At 46.5% G+C, this 18,247-nt stretch carries 20 protein-coding genes; 16 read left to right on the forward strand and 4 right to left on the reverse strand.

The annotated features are described in order from the left end of the window. The first annotated feature begins 170 nt into the window (after nt 1-170). From ttrS to fumD, 3 genes are all read left to right on the forward strand, one after another. Nucleotides 171-1,949, forward strand: coding sequence for a tetrathionate respiration histidine kinase TtrS (gene ttrS, locus OLG56_RS10085; protein WP_001214416.1), 1,779 nt, complete (start codon nt 171-173; stop codon nt 1,947-1,949). Further along, complete coding sequence (gene ttrR, locus OLG56_RS10090) at nt 1,924-2,544, forward strand: tetrathionate respiration response regulator TtrR (RefSeq protein ID WP_000190927.1); 621 nt, start codon at nt 1,924-1,926, stop codon at nt 2,542-2,544. Before ttrS ends, ttrR begins: the two co-directional genes overlap by 26 nt. Nucleotides 2,545-2,641: 97 nt before the next feature. Then, nucleotides 2,642-2,854 (forward strand): fumarate hydratase FumD, encoded by a 213-nt coding sequence (fumD, locus tag OLG56_RS10095; RefSeq protein WP_000165779.1) that lies wholly within the window; start codon nt 2,642-2,644, stop codon nt 2,852-2,854. A gap of 109 nt (nt 2,855-2,963) precedes the next feature. Here the strand turns inward: fumD and mlrB are convergent, their stop codons facing one another. From mlrB to OLG56_RS10115, 4 genes are all read right to left on the reverse strand, one after another. Next, nucleotides 2,964-3,923, reverse strand: a complete 960-nt coding sequence (gene mlrB, locus OLG56_RS10100; RefSeq protein WP_001060725.1) for a transcriptional regulator MlrB — start codon at nt 3,921-3,923, stop codon at nt 2,964-2,966. Between the two features lie 171 nt (nt 3,924-4,094). Beyond that, complete coding sequence (locus OLG56_RS10105; RefSeq protein ID WP_000122319.1) at nt 4,095-4,823, reverse strand: MerR family transcriptional regulator; 729 nt, start codon at nt 4,821-4,823, stop codon at nt 4,095-4,097. A gap of 178 nt (nt 4,824-5,001) precedes the next feature. Beyond that, on the reverse strand, nt 5,002-5,640 hold the full coding sequence (locus OLG56_RS10110) for a two component system response regulator (protein ID WP_000666335.1): 639 nt from the start codon (nt 5,638-5,640) through the stop codon (nt 5,002-5,004). A gap of 30 nt (nt 5,641-5,670) precedes the next feature. Then, the gene (locus tag OLG56_RS10115) at nt 5,671-8,433 is read right to left on the reverse strand and encodes a two component system sensor kinase (protein WP_001050758.1); all 2,763 of its coding nucleotides are present in this window, start codon (nt 8,431-8,433) and stop codon (nt 5,671-5,673) included. Nucleotides 8,434-8,833: 400 nt separating this feature from the next. On the opposite strand from OLG56_RS10115, the gene spiC reads away from it, so the two are divergent. The 13 genes from spiC (at nt 8,834) to sseG (ending at nt 18,217) form a co-directional block, all read left to right on the forward strand. After that, nucleotides 8,834-9,235, forward strand: a complete 402-nt coding sequence (gene spiC / locus OLG56_RS10120) for an SPI-2 type III secretion system protein SpiC (RefSeq protein ID WP_001562740.1) — start codon at nt 8,834-8,836, stop codon at nt 9,233-9,235. A gap of 1 nt (nt 9,236) precedes the next feature. Beyond that, the gene (gene spiA / locus OLG56_RS10125) at nt 9,237-10,730 is read left to right on the forward strand and encodes an SPI-2 type III secretion system protein SpiA (RefSeq protein ID WP_000261286.1); all 1,494 of its coding nucleotides are present in this window, start codon (nt 9,237-9,239) and stop codon (nt 10,728-10,730) included. Next, nucleotides 10,711-11,922 carry a SctD family type III secretion system inner membrane ring subunit SsaD gene (ssaD, locus tag OLG56_RS10130; protein WP_000323795.1) on the forward strand — a complete coding sequence of 404 codons (1,212 nt, stop codon included), beginning with the start codon at nt 10,711-10,713 and terminating at the stop codon, nt 11,920-11,922. Before spiA ends, ssaD begins: the two co-directional genes overlap by 20 nt. Nucleotides 11,923-11,929: 7 nt before the next feature. Then, complete coding sequence (ssaE, locus tag OLG56_RS10135; RefSeq protein WP_000210202.1) at nt 11,930-12,172, forward strand: YscE family type III secretion system co-chaperone SsaE; 243 nt, start codon at nt 11,930-11,932, stop codon at nt 12,170-12,172. Nucleotides 12,173-12,374: 202 nt separating this feature from the next. After that, complete coding sequence (gene sseA, locus OLG56_RS10140; RefSeq protein ID WP_000972855.1) at nt 12,375-12,701, forward strand: SPI-2 type III secretion system chaperone SseA; 327 nt, start codon at nt 12,375-12,377, stop codon at nt 12,699-12,701. 6 nt (nt 12,702-12,707) lie between these two features. Further along, a complete protein-coding gene (sseB, locus tag OLG56_RS10145; RefSeq protein WP_000094428.1) occupies nt 12,708-13,298 on the forward strand; it encodes an SPI-2 type III secretion system translocon protein SseB in 591 nt (196 codons plus the stop codon). Continuing rightward, on the forward strand, nt 13,295-13,768 hold the full coding sequence (sscA, locus tag OLG56_RS10150; protein ID WP_000711021.1) for a SycD/LcrH family type III secretion system chaperone SscA: 474 nt from the start codon (nt 13,295-13,297) through the stop codon (nt 13,766-13,768). The genes sseB and sscA overlap by 4 nt, the downstream gene beginning before the upstream one ends. A 2-nt stretch (nt 13,769-13,770) precedes the next feature. Continuing rightward, the gene (sseC, locus tag OLG56_RS10155) at nt 13,771-15,225 is read left to right on the forward strand and encodes an SPI-2 type III secretion system translocon protein SseC (protein WP_061377351.1); all 1,455 of its coding nucleotides are present in this window, start codon (nt 13,771-13,773) and stop codon (nt 15,223-15,225) included. Nucleotides 15,226-15,240: 15 nt separating this feature from the next. After that, nucleotides 15,241-15,828, forward strand: a complete 588-nt coding sequence (gene sseD, locus OLG56_RS10160) for an SPI-2 type III secretion system translocon protein SseD (protein ID WP_061377350.1) — start codon at nt 15,241-15,243, stop codon at nt 15,826-15,828. Nucleotides 15,829-15,830: 2 nt separating this feature from the next. After that, complete coding sequence (sseE, locus tag OLG56_RS10165) at nt 15,831-16,247, forward strand: LcrR family type III secretion system chaperone SseE (RefSeq protein WP_000249606.1); 417 nt, start codon at nt 15,831-15,833, stop codon at nt 16,245-16,247. Between the two features lie 51 nt (nt 16,248-16,298). Further along, the gene (gene sscB, locus OLG56_RS10170; protein ID WP_000979963.1) at nt 16,299-16,733 is read left to right on the forward strand and encodes a SycD/LcrH family type III secretion system chaperone SscB; all 435 of its coding nucleotides are present in this window, start codon (nt 16,299-16,301) and stop codon (nt 16,731-16,733) included. A gap of 15 nt (nt 16,734-16,748) precedes the next feature. Further along, on the forward strand, nt 16,749-17,531 hold the full coding sequence (gene sseF, locus OLG56_RS10175; RefSeq protein WP_000690713.1) for a type III secretion systems effector SseF: 783 nt from the start codon (nt 16,749-16,751) through the stop codon (nt 17,529-17,531). Continuing rightward, entirely contained in the window at nt 17,528-18,217 is a 690-nt protein-coding gene (gene sseG, locus OLG56_RS10180) for a pathogenicity island 2 effector protein SseG (RefSeq protein WP_023215681.1), read from the forward strand. The genes sseF and sseG overlap by 4 nt, the downstream gene beginning before the upstream one ends. Nucleotides 18,218-18,247 lie beyond the last annotated feature (30 nt).

Below are 18,247 nucleotides of genomic sequence, written 5' to 3' on the forward strand. Positions count from 1 at the left end.
TCCACATTGCCAACAATGAAACATTTGTCACGATGTTGGTTCATGTGTAATGAATAAAAAATGTTGATGATTTACAGTGTAAAAATCGAGACGGGGTGCACTCTATTGTGGTTAACCACATACCCGGCTTGTTGTTGATCTAAAACAACATAATTGACAGGGATATTGGGGTGAGAGGTAAAACCGTAAGGCGCCTGGCGGTGTTGGCGGCAGTAGGGCTACTTTGTCATGGCGCGTGGGCAGGGACGTGGAATATCGGTATTTTGGCTATGCGCGGCGAGGCGTCTACGCGTAGCCACTGGCAACCGTTGGCAAAGACATTAAGCCAACAGCTTCCAGGCGAAACCTTTCACATCCAGCCGCTGGATCTGCATCAAATGCAGGAGGCCGTTAACCAGGGAACCGTGCAGTTTGTGATAACCAACCCGGCGCAATTTGTCCAACTGAACAGCCATGCGCCGCTGCGCTGGTTAGCTTCCCTGCGCTCCACGCGCGATGGGAAAGCGGTGAGTAATGTTATTGGCAGCGTGATTTTGACCCGGCGCGATAGCGGCATCACCACGGCGCATGATCTCATCGGTAAGACCGTCGGCGCGATTGATGCTCAGGCATTTGGCGGCTATTTATTAGGCTATAAAGCGCTCAGCGACGCGGGCTTACGCCCGGAGCGCGACTTTCATCTCCGTTTTACCGGATTCCCTGGCGATGCCTTAGTCTATATGCTGCGCGAAAAAGCGGTGCAGGCGGCAATTGTGCCAGTGTGCCTGTTAGAAAATATGGATCAGGAAGGCTTGATTAATAAAAAGGACTTTATCGCGCTGCTTTCCCGACCGACGCCCCTGCCTTGCTTAACCAGTACGCCGTTATATCCTGACTGGTCGTTCGCGGCGCTACCTGCGGTAAGCGATGCGTTGGCGGATCGCGTAACGAGAGCGCTATTCAACGCGCCCGCCGCCGCGTCATTTCACTGGGGCGCGCCAGCGTCGACCAGTCAGGTGGAAGCGTTGCTGCGTGATGTTCGTCAGCACCCTCAGCAGCGTCGACTGTGGCTGGATGTCAAAAGTTGGTTAATCCAGCACCAGCTAATGGTCGGCGGCGTGATTCTGGCGTTCCTGTTGCTCACGCTCAATTATATTTGGGTCATGCTGCTGGTGCGTCGACGTGGAAAGCAACTGGAACGTAATAGCGTAGTTCTTCATCAGCATGAGCGGGCGCTGGAAACCGCCCGGCAAATGAGCGTGTTGGGTGAAATGACCTCCGGGTTTGCCCATGAGCTTAATCAGCCGCTTTCCGCGATTCGACATTATGCCCAGGGGTGCCTGATTCGACTGCGCGCTGCAGATGAACAGCATCCCTTGCTGCCGGCGCTGGAGCAGATTGACCAGCAGGCGCAACGCGGTGCGGATACTCTGCGTAACCTGCGTCACTGGGTCAGCCAGGCGCAGGGCAACCCGGTGCTAACCGAAGCGTGGAAGGCCATAGCCATTCGCGAGGCGATTGATCATGTCTGGCAATTGTTGCGTATGGCGCAACAATTTCCGACAGTGACTCTGCATACCGAGGTTAGCGCTGCGCTGCGCGTAACGCTGCCGTCAGTGCTGCTGGAACAGGTGCTGGCGAATATCATTCTTAATGCGGCTCAGGCGGGCGCCACCCATTTATGGGTCGTTGCTGAACGCACTGAAAACGGCATCAGTATTGTTTTACAGGATAACGCCGGGGGAATCGATGAGGCACTATTACGTCAGGCGTTTCAGCCGTTTATGACCACCCGTAAAGAGGGGATGGGCTTAGGGCTGGCGATTTGCCAGCGGCTGGTGCGGTATGGACGGGGCGATATCAGCATCAGGAACCAGACCGCGCCGGACGGTCTGTCGGGAACGGTGGTCACGATACATTTCTTACATGAACATGGGGGCAGGGATGGCGACAATTCATCTACTGGATGATGATACGGCGGTCACTAACGCGTGCGCGTTTTTACTGGAAAGTCTGGGATATGACGTAAAATGCTGGACGCAGGGGGCGGATTTTTTGGCGCAGGCCAGTCTGTATCAGGCCGGGGTCGTATTACTGGATATGCGAATGCCGGTACTGGATGGGCAGGGCGTTCATGATGCGTTGCGCCAGTGCGGAAGTACCCTGGCGGTTGTTTTTCTTACCGGGCATGGCGATGTACCGATGGCCGTGGAGCAGATGAAACGCGGTGCCGTCGATTTTCTGCAAAAACCGGTATCGGTAAAACCGCTACAGGCGGCGCTGGAGCGTGCGCTGACGGTTTCATCGGCAGCGGTGGCGCGCCGTGAGATTATACTTTGTTACCAGCAGTTGACGCCGAAAGAGCGTGAGCTGGCCAGCCTGGTGGCAAAAGGATTTATGAACCGTGAAATTGCGGAAGCGATGAATATCGCGGTGCGTACCGTAGAGGTGCACCGCGCCAGAGTCATGGAAAAAATGCAGGCCGGTAGCCTGGCGGAACTGATTAGGCGTTTCGAAAAAATGGCCTCGCCAGAGACCAGAATACGAACAACGTATGAGCCATGAATAATAAACTATGTTATTTCTTTGATTTGCATCAAATTTTGTTTAATAGAGAAGACTGTTATATTCTGTTGGTTTGATCTGGCGACGAGTAAAACGTATGACAAAACCGACAAAAGATGACGAGCTGTACCGCGAGATGTGCCGGGTGGTGGGCAAGGTCGTGCTGGAAATGCGCGATTTGGGGCAGGAGCCTAAATATATTGTTATTGCGGGCGTGCTAAGAACCGCGCTGGCGAATCAACGCATCCAACGTAGCGCGTTAGAAAAACAGGCTATGGAAACCGTGATTAACGCTCTGGCGCGGTCATAGCCGTTATCAGGGTGGAAACAGTCTGTTGGCAATAACGAAATCGCCTTTGAATTGTCGCTATTGTCACCATGGCGGGCAGGTTGCCCGCCGTTAGCGATGCGCAGGGTTATCAGTTGATGGCTAAGCGCAGCCCTAATGTATCAGGGTACGGCTCAAAATAATTCTGGCTGCGTAGATAGTCATCCGGATGTTCCGCCAGATAGTGCTTCAGCAGCGTTAACGGTGCCAGGATAGGTAGTCGGCCCGCCCGGTAGCCGAGAATCACCTCGCGTAATTCCGCGCGTTGCCTGCTGTTCAACGCGCGGTGAAAATAGCCCTGGATATGCATCAGCACATTGGTGTGATTTTTACGTGAAGCGGGATGGCGCAGGATAGCCATCAGTTTTTCTCTGTATCGGACAAAGAAGGCATCCAGATCGTCCCACTCATGCAGACGCGCGACGAAAGGGCCAATTTCGCGGTAGCCGGCCTGGTGGTGGGCGAGAAGCTGAAGTTTGTATCGGCTATGAAACGCGAGCAAACTATGACGACTCAAGCCCTGCGCGCGTAGCGCATTTAATTCATGTAGCGCGAAGATACGTGCGATGAAATTCTCGCGTAGTACCGGATCGTGCAGGCGACCATCTTCCTCTATCGGCAGCCAGGGATATTTGTCCATCATCGCGGCGGTAAACAGCCCCGTGCCAGCTTTGCGGCCCCTGTTACCCTTTTCATCATACAGGCGAACGCGCTCCATTCCGCAACTGGGCGATTTTGCACACACAATAAACCCCGCCAGTTCGCCTATTGTTGGCAGAAACCGATCGGTAAAGGCATTCATTCGCTCGGTAACGTCATCGTGCGGGGCATGGCTATAACGCATCCGAATGTCGCCACAGGTCGTCTGGATAAGACGCAGCGCAGGGCGAGGCACGGGCAGGCCGATCGCCACCTCCGGGCAGATCGGTTTGTAGTCCACCCACGGTGCCAGAGAGTTCATGACAAAATCCATACGCTTATGTCCGCCATCAAAGCGTACCGCGGCGCCAGTCAGACATCCGCTAATGCCGACTACGGGTTTGTTATTCATGATTGCCCCTTATTGAAAGTACGACGACTGACGCCAATGGCGCAAAATGTTATCTCACGCTGATTTAAAACTTACACAACTTTGTTTTTTTGTCTAAGTTTTCGCGGGAATTTTTTTGACGTAGTTAAATATCAATAAGATAGAATAAGGGGAAGAAATCTATTTCAGCGCTTATAGTGTGATAACCTCCAGCGAAGCGACCACGTTGCGCCACTGGGCAAGCTGTTTTTTCTGCCCGGTAGTGAGCTTTCCGGTGGTCACCAGGAACCATTTTCTCTGGGCGAACAGCTCGGGCGCCAGCATGGCTGGTGGAGAGGGAAGCACATTGAGCCGCAGCTCTTGTCCGGTACGAGTCAACGCTTCCAGCCAGATTTCACAGTGATCCGAGAGATGCCATCCGCTAATAAAGGCATTGTTGCCAGGCGCTTTTCTGTCGCCTTCAAGGCAAAAAGAGGTGTAGGCAATAATGATGCCATCCAGTATTTCGCGCAGCGTCATCACGGCGGGAAGATGCGCGGACACTTTGCTGCGCAACGGACGCAATAAATGGGTCACCAGTTCTGCGCGAGGATATTCCCGGCCACAGTCATAAATCAACTGCCGCAGCGCGTCAATTCGCCCTTCGTGGAGATGTTGAAGCATCGTCTCCTGAATCGTTATCCAGTTATCGCCCAGGCGAATGACCGGACGCGATAGTAAGGGTTTGACCTGGCTTATCGGTACGCCTTTTCTCACCCAGTCGAGGATGCTAAGCGCTTGTCGAATATCGTCATCGCTGTATAAGCGATGCCCGCCATCAGTACGCTGCGGTTTCAATAAACCATAGCGTCGCTGCCATGCCCTTAGCGTGGCGGCATTGATACCGCATAGTCTGGCAAATTCGCCGATAGAATACGACATGGTAAAGCCCGTTAAATAAGGGGATTCTACTATATCATGATTAAATGAAGACTAAGGTAGTGATAAATGGTGCGGCATACCAGGGCATCCGTATGGATTTTGTCGATGATGAGCAATACTGCGTGGCGTAAGGCTCATCAAAATATGACCAATGCTTAATACCATCGGATGCCCCTGGTTAATACTCTATTAACCTCATTCTTCGGGCGCAGTTAAGTAACTCTGTCACTTTATGAACCTGTAGCTTTCTCATCATATTCATCCGGTGTGTTTCGACGGTTTTTATACTGATATGTAGCTTTTCGCTGATCCCATGATTGGTATACCCCTCGTCAATAAGTTTAAGAACCTGACGTTCGCGCAAAGTAAGCAGTTGATGATTGGTCGTGTCAGCGTTTAATTCAGCCAGGATAGCTTCCCGATTCAACGTCGGGTCAATGTAACGCTTGTTTACTGCGACTGTTTGCAATGCCGCTAACAGAACTTGCTGACTACTGCTTTTTAAAACATAGCCATTAGCACCTGCGGCTAAAGTTTTAATGGTCATATACTCTTGTTGGTATGCTGTGTAAACCAGAATATTCATTGCTGGCCAACGCTGATGTAATTGGGGAATGATATCCAGGCCATTGATGCCAGGTAAGCTAAGATCAAGGATAAGTATGTCAGGCTCGTATGCGCAACAGGCATTATAAACCTCAAGACCATTTTTAACATGTTCTACAATTTTAAAATGAGGCCAGGGTAGTAAGGCATTCATAATGCCGTTAATGATGATTTCATGATCGTCTACTAATAAGATCTTATATTCTTTCATTTTGCTGCCCTCGCGAAAATTAAGATAATATTAAGTAATGGTGTAGTTTTTGAAGATTATACGTATTTTCTGGCGTAAGTCGGTTAGTTCCTCCAGCGCGATGATTTTCCCCATTTTTACGCGATTCTCAATGTCTATGACATAGCATACCAATTCAGTCTGCCCTATTTGACCTAAACAGCCTTTTAATGTGTGAATTAACTGATCGATTTTTTTTCCAGCCGATACGGCATTTTCAATATCAGCCAGCAAGAGGTCCAGTGATTGGAAAATCTTGCTATTAATGACCATATCATCTGTCGCCAGTAGCGCTGAGCAGCGACTCGGATCCTGCTCCTGTAGCTCTATATTTCGCAAAAGTTGATATTCTGCGGCAATACTGATATAGCGAGCTAAGGTAGCCAACGTCACTGGTTTGGTAATGTAATGATGAATCCCATTTTTTTTACAACGATGAATATCTTCTGTCGCTACGCTAGCGGATAGCGCCACAAACATGCAGTCAGGATCTAAATTATTCGGCTCATCGTGCCATAATTGTACACATTCAATACCATCTATTTCTGGCATTCTAATGTCAATCAGTACTAAATCGAATCGCTGCTGTTGTGATAAAGTCAGAGCCTCGTTACTACTGGCGGCAATAGTGACGTGTTGGCCCAGGCTGACAAGCATTTTGCCGATGATATCCCGATTAATATCGGCATCATCAACCAAAAGAATCTGCAACTGCCAGGGTGGTAACAAATTATTTATTACTGGTATATTTGGTGTACACAATATTAACTGTTGCGCCAGGTCGTAAAGTTTTCCGGGGAAATACAAAAGCTCTGCGTTGAGAAGCGCATTTTGCTGGTGGGGTGGCTCGCCGCGTATTCCCCAGCAAGCCAGTTGGCGATGCAGGCAGAACGGCGCTGACAGTGTCCCTTTAATTGGTTGAGGCGGCTGGTATTCTTGTAAGGGTAATACTAGCGAGACACAGGTTCCAACCCCGGGGACACTTTTTAGTGTCAGATTACCGCCCATCATTTTAGCCAGGCTTGACGCAATAGTCAGTCCAATTCCTGTACCTTGCGAATTTGTGTCTGCTTGATAAAAAGCAGTAAAGATTTGAGACTGCTGCTGTATTTCAATCCCTTTACCGCTATCGCTAACCAGAAATATTAATTGTTCCTCATGACGCTTGACCGTCAGACGTATCCCTCCGGTTTCGGTAAATTTTACCGCGTTCCCGAGTAAATTAACCAAAATTTGCCGTAAACGGATACTGTCGGTATGAAAATAGAGAGGGACATGTTGACCGACAAAAGTACGTAATGACAGTTTTTTGCTTTGCGCCGGCCCCTGGATGGTTTGCATTGCCTGGTCCAGTAACGGCAGTAACGCTGTTTCTTCCATATGTAATGTGAAATGACCAGACTCGATGCGTGAAAAATCCAGCAGATTATTAATAATAGCTAACAAAGACAGTGTACAATTCCTGGCGGTATCAGCTAATCCTTGCTGCTCTATGTTTAAAGGGGTGGTTTGTAATAATTCAATCGCACCGAGTACGCCATTCATCGGAGTACGTAACTCATGACTTATTACCGTAAGATGAATGCTTTTACGTTTGTTAGCTTGCTCAGCGCGTTTTTTTGCTTCATTTAGCGCCTGGGTGCGCTCTGCGACTTTGTTTTCCAGATTGTCGTATTGGACTTGTAGAGTATCAAGCAGTTGGTTAAAAGCACCGGCAATACTATCTAATTCATCCAGTCGTTGTGCTGGTAAACGTGTGCTCAGCGGTGCAGTTGCGGTTTTATTAATGACATCGACAAAACGCCATAACGGTTTGGCCAGTGAGCGATGTAGTAACCAACAAAAAGCCGACGTCATCAACACCAATGCTGTTAATGTAAAGGGGATTTGTTGAAGGATAATTTTTAAGATGCGATTATGTAGATTACCGTATGGGTACAGCGTAACCAGACTCCATCCGGGGCCATGCAAGGTTGTGCGTAATATCAGAAATCCGGGAATTTGCTGCCATCCATCATGCAGCGTTACATTTTCTAACTGTGTACGTATTTTTTGCGGGATGTATGAAAACGGCAATAAGTGGTTGTTTTGATCCAGCCATACTCGAATACTATCATCTAATGGCAGGTGGCTCTTAGTAATGAGATCAGGAAGTTTAACCGTCACCCCAAAAAATACGCCTTGCTGATCGGCAACCGCAACGGAAGCGTGCCATCCTTTGCCGTTTATGTATTCTGGTTCACTCCAGTAAAACCCGGCATGGGTTGGGTATAAAGGAAAGCTTTTTCGCGTTAAAGGCTGTAGAGTTGAATAATCTGAAGGGTTATCAGTAGATAATAACGAAATCTCATTTTTATGGTTAAGAATAAAACTATCGCGACGAAAGCTTTTTTCATCGATATCAGAGGACTGCAGAAAGATACGGTGCTTCTCTCCGTTTAGCGTCGGCGTGCAATTTGAAGGACCGACAGAAAGATGCCGGCTCACCTCAGGGAAAATATCGTTATGATGAATCTCAGTCGCTAATGAGCATTGATACATTAAGTTTTTAGCGTCACGCTCAGCCTCTTCAAATCGTTGATTGCTTAGTACAATATTCATCTCGGATAGAACAGATAAGTCCTCTATTATATGCTGCCGTTTCTGAACCATTGATATATAAGCTGCAATAAGCACAGATAGCAGCCAAATAATTATTGTTGTTAATAAAAATAAAAAAGTTAGCCTGATTACTAAAGATGTTTGCAGCGTATTCTTGAGATTGAGCAAATTCATAATGCTTTCCTTCAGTTGCCTGTTGCAAAATCTTTGGCACTTGATCACTATCGCAGTACATATAGTTTCATCAGAAGATTAATCGATGGTGTTATCATTAGGAAGGTAAATTTCTTCATATATAACCCAGTCGATGACTACAATTACTTTTTAATAAAGCGGCGATGTAAAAACATCGTAACAGTTTATTTAATAAATAATTTTTCAAATTGTAATTTTTTATGTCAATACTGAAAGTGTAATTGTGAATTTATCGGAAAATCCGAATGATAGAATCGCCTGTCACAAGGTGTATGTAGACAGCATCTTGATATTGTACAAGAAGAGTATAGTCGAAATAAATGTGAATCAGGCTTTTTACGGATGTGGTTGTGAGCGAATTTGATAGAAACTCTCATTTATGTCTGAGGAGGGATTCATGCTGGCAGTTTTAAAAGGCATTCCATTAATTCAGGATATCAAGGCCGAAGGTAATAGCCGATCCTGGATAATGACTATTGATGGGCATCCTGCCAGAGGAGAAATTTTCTCAGAAGCATTTTCTATTTCTTTGTTCTTAAATGACCTGGAAAGCTTACCTAAGCCTTGTCTTGCCTATGTGACACTACTGCTTGCAGCACACCCGGATGTCCATGATTATGCTATACAGCTCACAGCGGATGGGGGATGGTTAAACGGTTATTATACCACAAGTAGTAGCTCTGAGCTTATTGCTATTGAGATAGAAAAACACCTGGCTTTAACTTGCATTTTAAAAAATGTAATACGCAATCACCATAAACTTTATTCGGGTGGGGTATAAAATGGTAGTAAATAAACGTTTAATTTTAATTTTACTATTTATACTCAATACGGCAAAGAGTGATGAGTTATCATGGAAAGGTAATGACTTCACCCTTTATGCCAGACAAATGCCATTAGCAGAGGTTTTACATCTGCTCTCAGAGAACTATGATACGGCTATTACTATTAGCCCGTTGATAACAGCTACATTTAGTGGAAAAATTCCGCCTGGACCACCGGTCGATATTTTGAATAACTTGGCAGCACAATATGATTTGCTTACCTGGTTTGATGGTAGCATGTTATATGTATATCCTGCATCGTTATTAAAACATCAGGTTATCACTTTCAATATTTTATCTACTGGGCGGTTCATTCATTACTTACGCAGCCAGAATATCCTTTCATCACCGGGATGCGAGGTTAAAGAAATTACCGGTACCAGAGCTGTGGAGGTGAGCGGTGTTCCCAGTTGCCTGACCCGTATTAGTCAATTAGCTTCAGTGCTGGATAATGCGTTAATCAAACGAAAAGACAGTGCGGTGAGTGTAAGTATATATACGCTTAAGTATGCCACTGCGATGGATACCCAATACCAATATCGCGATCAGTCCGTCGTGGTTCCTGGGGTCGTGAGTGTATTGCGTGAGATGAGTAAAACCAGCGTCCCGGCGTCATCGACGAACAATGGTTCACCCGCTACACAGGCATTGCCCATGTTTGCTGCCGACCCACGCCAGAATGCAGTGATCGTTCGTGATTATGCGGCCAATATGGCCGGGTATCGGAAACTCATCACAGAATTAGATCAACGCCAGCAGATGATAGAGATTTCGGTGAAAATTATCGATGTTAATGCTGGCGATATTAACCAGTTAGGCATCGACTGGGGAACGGCAGTGTCGCTGGGTGGCAAGAAAATTGCGTTCAATACAGGTTTGAATGACGGTGGAGCTAGCGGTTTTTCAACGGTAATCAGCGATACCTCAAACTTTATGGTGCGTTTGAATGCCCTGGAAAAAAGCTCTCAGGCTTATGTACTTTCCCAGCCATCTGTGGTGACTTTAAATAATATCCAGGCTGTGCTGGATAAGAATATTACTTTCTATACCAAACTGCAGGGAGAAAAAGTGGCTAAACTTGAATCCATCACTACGGGTTCTTTGTTGCGCGTTACACCTCGCTTGTTAAATGACAATGGCACGCAAAAAATAATGCTTAATCTTAATATTCAGGATGGACAACAAAGTGATACGCAAAGCGAAACAGACCCGCTGCCCGAAGTGCAAAATTCTGAAATTGCTTCGCAGGCCACATTATTGGCCGGACAAAGTCTATTGCTGGGAGGATTTAAACAAGGTAAACAAATCCACTCGCAAAACAAAATTCCTTTATTGGGCGATATTCCTGTCGTAGGTCATTTGTTTCGCAATGATACGACTCAAGTACATAGTGTAATCAGGCTTTTTTTGATTAAAGCCTCAGTAGTAAATAATGGCATATCTCATGGTTAATCCAAAGAGTTCATGGAAAATACGTTTTTTAGGTCACGTTTTACAAGGCCGGGAAGTATGGCTGAATGAAGGTAACCTGTCACTGGGGGAGAAAGGATGCGATATTTGTATTCCGCTTACTATAAATGAAAAAATTATTCTGAGAGAACAGGCAGATAGTTTATTTGTTGATGCCGGGAAAGCCAGAGTTAAAGTTAACGGCCGCAGATTTAATCCAAATAAGCCGCTACCATCCAGTGGGGTTTTGCAGGTTGCGGGAGTGGCTATCGCGTTTGGTAAACAGGATTGTGAACTTGCTGATTATCAAATACCCGTTTCCAGATCAGGGTACTGGTGGTTGGCTGGCGTATTCTTGATTTTCATCGGTGGAATGGGGGTCCTGTTAAGTATTGGCGGTCAGCCTGAAACGGTAAATGACTTACCTTTGCGGGTTAAGTTTTTATTAGACAAAAGCAATATTCATTATGTGCGGGCGCAATGGAAAGAAGATGGCAGCCTGCAGTTGTCCGGTTATTGCTCGTCAAGCGAACAGATGCAAAAGGTGAGAGCGACTCTCGAATCATGGGGGGTCATGTATCGGGATGGTGTAATCTGTGATGACTTATTGGTACGAGAAGTGCAGGATGTTTTGATAAAAATGGGTTACCCGCATGCTGAAGTATCCAGCGAAGGGCCGGGAAGCGTGTTAATTCATGATGATATACAAATGGATCAGCAATGGCGTAAGGTTCAACCATTACTTGCAGATATTCCCGGGTTATTGCACTGGCAGATTAGTCATTCTCATCAGTCTCAGGGGGATGATATTATTTCTGCGATAATAGAGAACGGTTTAGTGGGGCTTGTCAATGTTACGCCAATGCGGCGCTCTTTTGTTATCAGTGGTGTACTGGATGAATCTCATCAACGCATTTTGCAAGAAACGTTAGCAGCATTAAAGAAAAAGGACCCCGCTCTTTCTTTAATTTATCAGGATATTGCGCCTTCTCATGATGAAAGCAAGTATCTGCCTGCGCCAGTGGCTGGCTTTGTACAGAGTCGCCATGGTAATTACTTATTACTGACGAATAAAGAGCGTTTACGTGTAGGGGCATTGTTACCCAATGGGGGAGAAATTGTCCATCTGAGTGCCGATGTGGTAACGATTAAACATAATGATACTTTGATTAACTATCCATTAGATTTTAAGTGAGTGGAAAATGACAACTCTGACCCGGTTAGAAGATTTGCTGCTTCATTCGCGTGAAGAGGCCAAAGGCATAATTTTACAATTAAGGGCTGCCCGGAAACAGTTAGAAGAGAACAACGGTAAGTTACAGGATCCGCAGCAATATCAGCAAAACACCTTATTGCTTGAAGCGATCGAGCAGGCCGAAAATATCATCAACATTATTTATTATCGTTACCATAACAGCGCACTTGTAGTGAGTGAGCAAGAGTAAAGTAAAAATATCTTAGAGCCTATCCCACCAGGCGTTAATTGGCGCAGCCAGCCTGGACACGGATAGCGCGCAAAAACCGGAGCGTACACGTAGTACGTGAGGATTTTGAGCACTGCCCAGGTCCAAAATGGCAAGTAAAATAGCTCTAATGGGATAGGCTCTTAGTTAGCACGTTAATTATCTATCGTGTATATGGAGGGGAATGATGATAAAGAAAAAGGCTGCGTTTAGTGAATATCGTGATTTAGAGCAAAGTTACATGCAGCTAAATCACTGTCTTAAAAAATTTCACCAAATCCGGGCTAAGGTGAGTCAACAGCTTGCTGAAAGAGCAGAGAGCCCCAAAAAGAGCAGAGAGACAGAGAGTATTCTTCATAACCTATTTCCACAAGGCGTTGCCGGGGTTAACCAGGAGGCCGAGAAGGATTTAAAGAAAATAGTAAGTTTGTTTAAACAACTTGAAGTACGACTGAAACAACTTAATGCTCAAGCCCCGGTGGAGATACCGTCAGGAAAAACAAAAAGGTAAAGCATAATGTCTTCAGGAAACATCTTATGGGGAAGTCAAAACCCTATTGTGTTTAAAAATAGTTTCGGCGTTAGCAACACTGATACCGGGGGGCAGGATGACTTATCCCAGCAAAATCCGTTTGCCGAAGGGTATGGTGTTTTGCTTATTCTCCTTATGGTTATTCAGGCTATTGCAAACGATAAATTTATTGAAGTCCAGAAGAACGCTGAACGTGCCAGAAATACCCAGGAAAAGTCAAATGAGATGGATGAGGTGATTGCTAAAGCAGCAAAAGGGGATGCTAAAACCAAAGAGGAGGTGCCTGATGACGTAATTAAATACATGCGCGATCACGGTATTCTCATCGATGGTATGACCATTGATGATTATATGGCTAAATATGGCGATCATGGGAAGCTGGATAAAGGTGGTCTACAGGCGATCAAAGCGGCTTTGGATAATGACGCCAACCGGAATACCGATCTTATGAGTCAGGGGCAGATAACAATTCAAAAAATGTCTCAGGAGCTTAACGCTGTCCTTACCCAACTGACAGGGCTTATCAGTAAGTGGGGGGAAATTTCCAGTATGATAGCGCAGAAAACGTACTCATGAAAAAAGACCCGACCCTACAACAGGCACATGACACGATGCGGTTTTTCCGGCGTGGCGGCTCGCTGCGTATGTTGTTGGATGACGATGTTACACAGCCGCTTAATACACTGTATCGCTATGCCATGCAGCTTATGGATGTAAAAGAGTTCGCCGGCGCAGCGCGACTTTTTCAATTGCTGACGATATATGATGCCTGGTCATTTGACTACTGGTTTCGGTTAGGGGAATGCTGCCAGGCTCAAAAACATTGGGGGGAAGCGATATACGCCTATGGACGCGCGGCACAAATTAAGATTGATGCGCCGCAGGCGCCATGGGCCGCAGCGGAATGCTATCTCGCGTGTGATAACGTCTGTTATGCAATAAAAGCGCTAAAGGCTGTGGTGCGTATTTGCGGCGAGGTCAGTGAACATCAAATCCTCCGACTACGTGCAGAAAAGATGTTACAGCAACTTTCTGACAGGAGCTAAAAATGAATCGAATTCACAGTAATAGCGATAGCGCCGCAGGAGTAACCGCCTTAACACATCATCACTTAAGCAATGTCAGTTGCGTTTCCTCGGGTTCGCTGGGAAAGCGCCAGCATCGTGTGAATTCTACTTTTGGCGATGGCAACGCCGCGTGTCTGCTGTCAGGGAAAATTAGTCTTCAGGAGGCAAGCAATGCGTTGAAGCAACTGCTTGATGCCGTACCCGGAAATCATAAGCGTCCATCATTGCCTGACTTTTTGCAGACCAATCCCGCGGTTTTATCAATGATGATGACGACATTAATACTCAGCGTTTTTGGTAATAACGCTCAATCGTTATGCCAACAGCTTGAGCGGGCAACTGAGGTGCAAAATGCATTACGTGATAAGCAGGTAAAGGAGTATCAGGAGCAGATCCAGAAAGCGATAGAGCAGGAGGATAAAGCGCGTAAAGCGGGCATTTTTGGCGCTATTTTTGACTGGATTACCGGCATATTTGAAACCGTGATTGGCGCCTTAAAGGTTGTGGAAGGTTTTCTGTCCGGTAATCCCGCAGAAATGGCTAGCGGCGTAGCTTATATAGCCGCAGGTTGTGCAGGAATGGTTAAAGCCGGAGCCGAAACGGCAATGATGTGCGGTGCTGACCACGATACCTGTCAGGCGATTATTGACGTGACAAGTAAGATTCAATTTGGTTGTGAAGCCGTCGCGCTGGCACTGGATGTTTTCCAGATTGGCCGTGCTTTTATGGCGACGAGAGGTTTATCTGGCGCAGCTGCAAAAGTGCTTGACTCCGGTTTTGGCGAGGAAGTGGTTGAGCGTATGGTTGGTGCAGGGGCAGCAGAAATAGAGGAGTTGGCTGAAAAGTTTGGCGAAGAAGTGAGCGAAAGTTTTCTCAAACAATTTGAGCCGCTTGAGCGTGAAATGGTTATAGCGAATGAGATGGCAGAGGAGTCTGCCGAGTTTTCTCGTGAGGTAGAAAATAATATGACGCGAAGCGCGGGAAAAAGCTTTACGAAAGAGGGGGTGAAAGCCATGGCAAAAGCAGCGGCAAAAGAAGCCCTGGAAAAATATGCGCAAGAAGGGGAAAAATTTCTGTTAAAAAATTTTCGTAAGAAAGTTCTCTGGAATATGTTCCAAAAAATCCTGTATGCCTTACTGAGGGATTGTTCATTTAAAGGCTTACAGGCTATCAGATGTGCAACCGAGGGTGCCAGTCAGATGAATACTGGCATGGTTAACACAGAAAAAGCGAAGCTCGAAAAGAAAATAGAGCAATTAATAACTCAGCAACGATTTCTGGATTTCATAATGCAACAAACGGAAGACCAAAAAAAGATAGAACAAAAACGCTTAGAGGAGCTTTATAAGAGTAGCGGTGCCGCGCTTAGAGATGTATTAGATACCATTGATCACTATAGTAGCGTTCAGGCGAGAATAGCTGGCTGTCGCGCTTAATCTGAGGATAAAAATATGGAAGCGAGTAACGTAGCACTGGTATTACCAGCGCCTTCCTTGTTAACGCCTTCTTCCAGTCAAGCTCCCTCCGGGGAGGGAATGGGTACTGAATCAATGCTTCTGTTATTTGATGATATCTGGATGAAGCTAATGGAGCTTGCCAAAAAGTTGCGCGATATCATGCGCAGCTATAACGTAGAAAAACAACGGCTGGGCTGGGAACTGCAAGTCAATGTTTTACAGACGCAAATGAAAACAATTGATCAAGCGTTTAAAGCATCAATGATTACTGCGGGTGGCGCAATATTGTCGGGAGTGCTGACGATAGGATTAGGGGCTGTAGGCGGGGAAACCGGTCTTATAGCGGGTCAAGCCGTAGGCCACACAGCTGGGGGCGTCATGGGCCTGGGGGCTGGTGTAGCGCAACGTCAAAGTGATCAAGATAAAGCGATTGCCGACCTGCAACAAAATGGGGCCCAATCTTATAATAAATCCCTGATGGATATTATGGAGAAAGCAACTGAAATTATGCAGCAAATCATCGGCGTGGGGTCGTCACTGGTCACGATTCTTGCTGAAATACTCCGGGCATTAACGAGGTAAACATGGTGCAAGAAATAGAGCAATGGTTGCGTCGGCATCAGGTGTTTACTGAGCCTGCATATTTAGGGGAGACCGCCATATTACTTGGGCAGCAGTTTATATTATCGCCTTACCTGGTGATCTATCGTATTGAGGCAAAAGAAATGATTATTTGTGAGTTCAGGCGCCTGACGCCCGGGCAACCTCGACCACAGCAATTGTTTCACTTACTGGGACTTTTACGCGGGATATTTGTGCATCACCCGCAGTTAACATGTTTAAAGATGTTGATAATCACCGACGTTCTGGATGAAAAAAAAGCCATGCTACGCAGGAAATTATTGCGCATCCTGACAGTAATGGGAGCGACCTTTACACAGCTTGATGGCGATAACTGGACAGTTTTATCCGCCGAGCATCTTATCCAGCGACGTTTTTAAATGACCTTCCTGACGTAAATCATTATCACGTGAAAATAACAATCAATAGGTATGATGATGAAAGAAGATCAGAAAAATAAAATACCCGAAGACATTCTGAAACAGCTATTATCCGTTGATCCGGAAACCGTTTATGCCAGTGGTTACGCCTCATGGCAGGAGGGGGATTATTCGCGCGCCGTAATCGATTTTAGTTGGCTGGTGATGGCCCAGCCATGGAGTTGGCGTGCCCATATTGCATTGGCTGGCACCTGGATGATGCTTAAAGAATACACGACGGCCATTAATTTCTATGGACATGCCTTGATGCTGGATGCCAGCCATCCAGAACCGGTTTACCAAACGGGCGTCTGTCTCAAAATGATGGGGGAACCCGGGTTGGCGAGAGAGGCTTTTCAAACCGCAATCAAGATGAGTTATGCGGATGCCTCATGGAGTGAGATTCGCCAGAATGCGCAAATAATGGTTGATACTCTTATTGCTTAAATAACAGAACGAAATATGAAAATTCATATTCCGTCAGCGGCAAGTAATATAGTCGATGGTAATAGCCCTCCTTCCGATATACAAGCGAAGGAGGTATCGTTTCCTCCCCCTGAAATTCCAGCCCCAGGTACCCCCGCAGCCCCGGTGCTGCTTACGCCTGAACAAATAAGGCAGCAGAGGGATTATGCGATACATTTTATGCAATACACTATTCGTGCGCTGGGTGCGACAGTCGTGTTTGGGTTATCGGTTGCTGCAGCGGTAATTTCTGGCGGGGCAGGATTACCCATTGCTATTCTTGCGGGGGCGGCGCTCGTGATTGCTATTGGGGATGCTTGCTGTGCGTATCATAATTATCAATTGATATGTCAGCAAAAGGAGCCGTTACAAACCGCCAGTGATAGCGTTGCTCTTGTGGTCAGTGCGCTGGCCTTAAAATGTGGGGCAAGTCTTAACTGCGCTAACACCCTTGCTAATTGTCTTTCTTTATTAATACGTTCAGGAATCGCTATTTCTATGTTGGTTTTACCCCTACAGTTTCCACTGCCCGCCGCTGAAAATATTGCGGCCTCTTTGGACATGGGGAGTGTAATTACCTCCGTTAGCCTGACGGCGATAGGTGCGGTACTGGATTATTGCCTTGCCCGCCGCTCTGGCGACGATCGGGAAAATTCTGTTGATGAACTTCATGCCGATCCCAGTGTGTTATTGGCGGAACAAATGGCATCGCTCTGTCAATCTGCTACTACACCTGCATTAATGGACAGTTCTGGTCATACATCTCGGGGAGAACCATGAAACCTGTTAGCCCAAATGCTCAGGTAGGAGGGCAACGTCCTGTTTACGCGCCTGAGGAATCACCTCCATGTCCCTCATTGCCACATCCGGAAACAAATATAGAGAGTGGTAGAATAGGACCTCAACAAGGAAAAGAGCGGGTATTGGCCGGACTTGCGAAACGAGTGATAGAGTGTTTTCCAAAAGAAATTTTTAGTTGGCAAACGGTCATTTTGGGCGGACAGATTTTATGCTGTTCCGCTGGAATAGCATTAACAGTGCTAAGTGGTGGAGGCGCACCGCTCTTAGCCCTGGCGGGAATTGGCCTTGCTATTGCCATTGCGGATGTCGCCTGTCTTATCTACCATCATAAACATCATTTGCCTATGGCTCACGACAGTATAGGCAATGCCGTTTTTTGTATTGCTAATTGTTTTGTCAATCAACGCAAAAGTATGGCGATTGCTAAAGCTGTCTCCCTGGGAGGTAGATTAGCCTTAACCGCGACGGTAATGACGCATTCATACTGGAGTGGTAGTTTGGGACTACAGCCTCATTTATTAGAGCGCTTTAATGATATTACCTACGGACTAATGAGTTTTACTCGCTTCGGTATGGATGGGATGGCAATGACCGGTATGCAGGTCAGCAGCCCATTATATCGTTTGCTGGCCCAAGTGACGCCAGAACAACGTGCGCCGGAGTAATCGTTTTCAGGTATATACCGGATGTTCATT

The sequence above is a fragment of the Salmonella sp. 2018103 genome (assembly GCF_026247685.1).
In the GTDB taxonomy this organism is placed as follows: Bacteria; Pseudomonadota; Gammaproteobacteria; order Enterobacterales; family Enterobacteriaceae; genus Salmonella; species Salmonella enterica.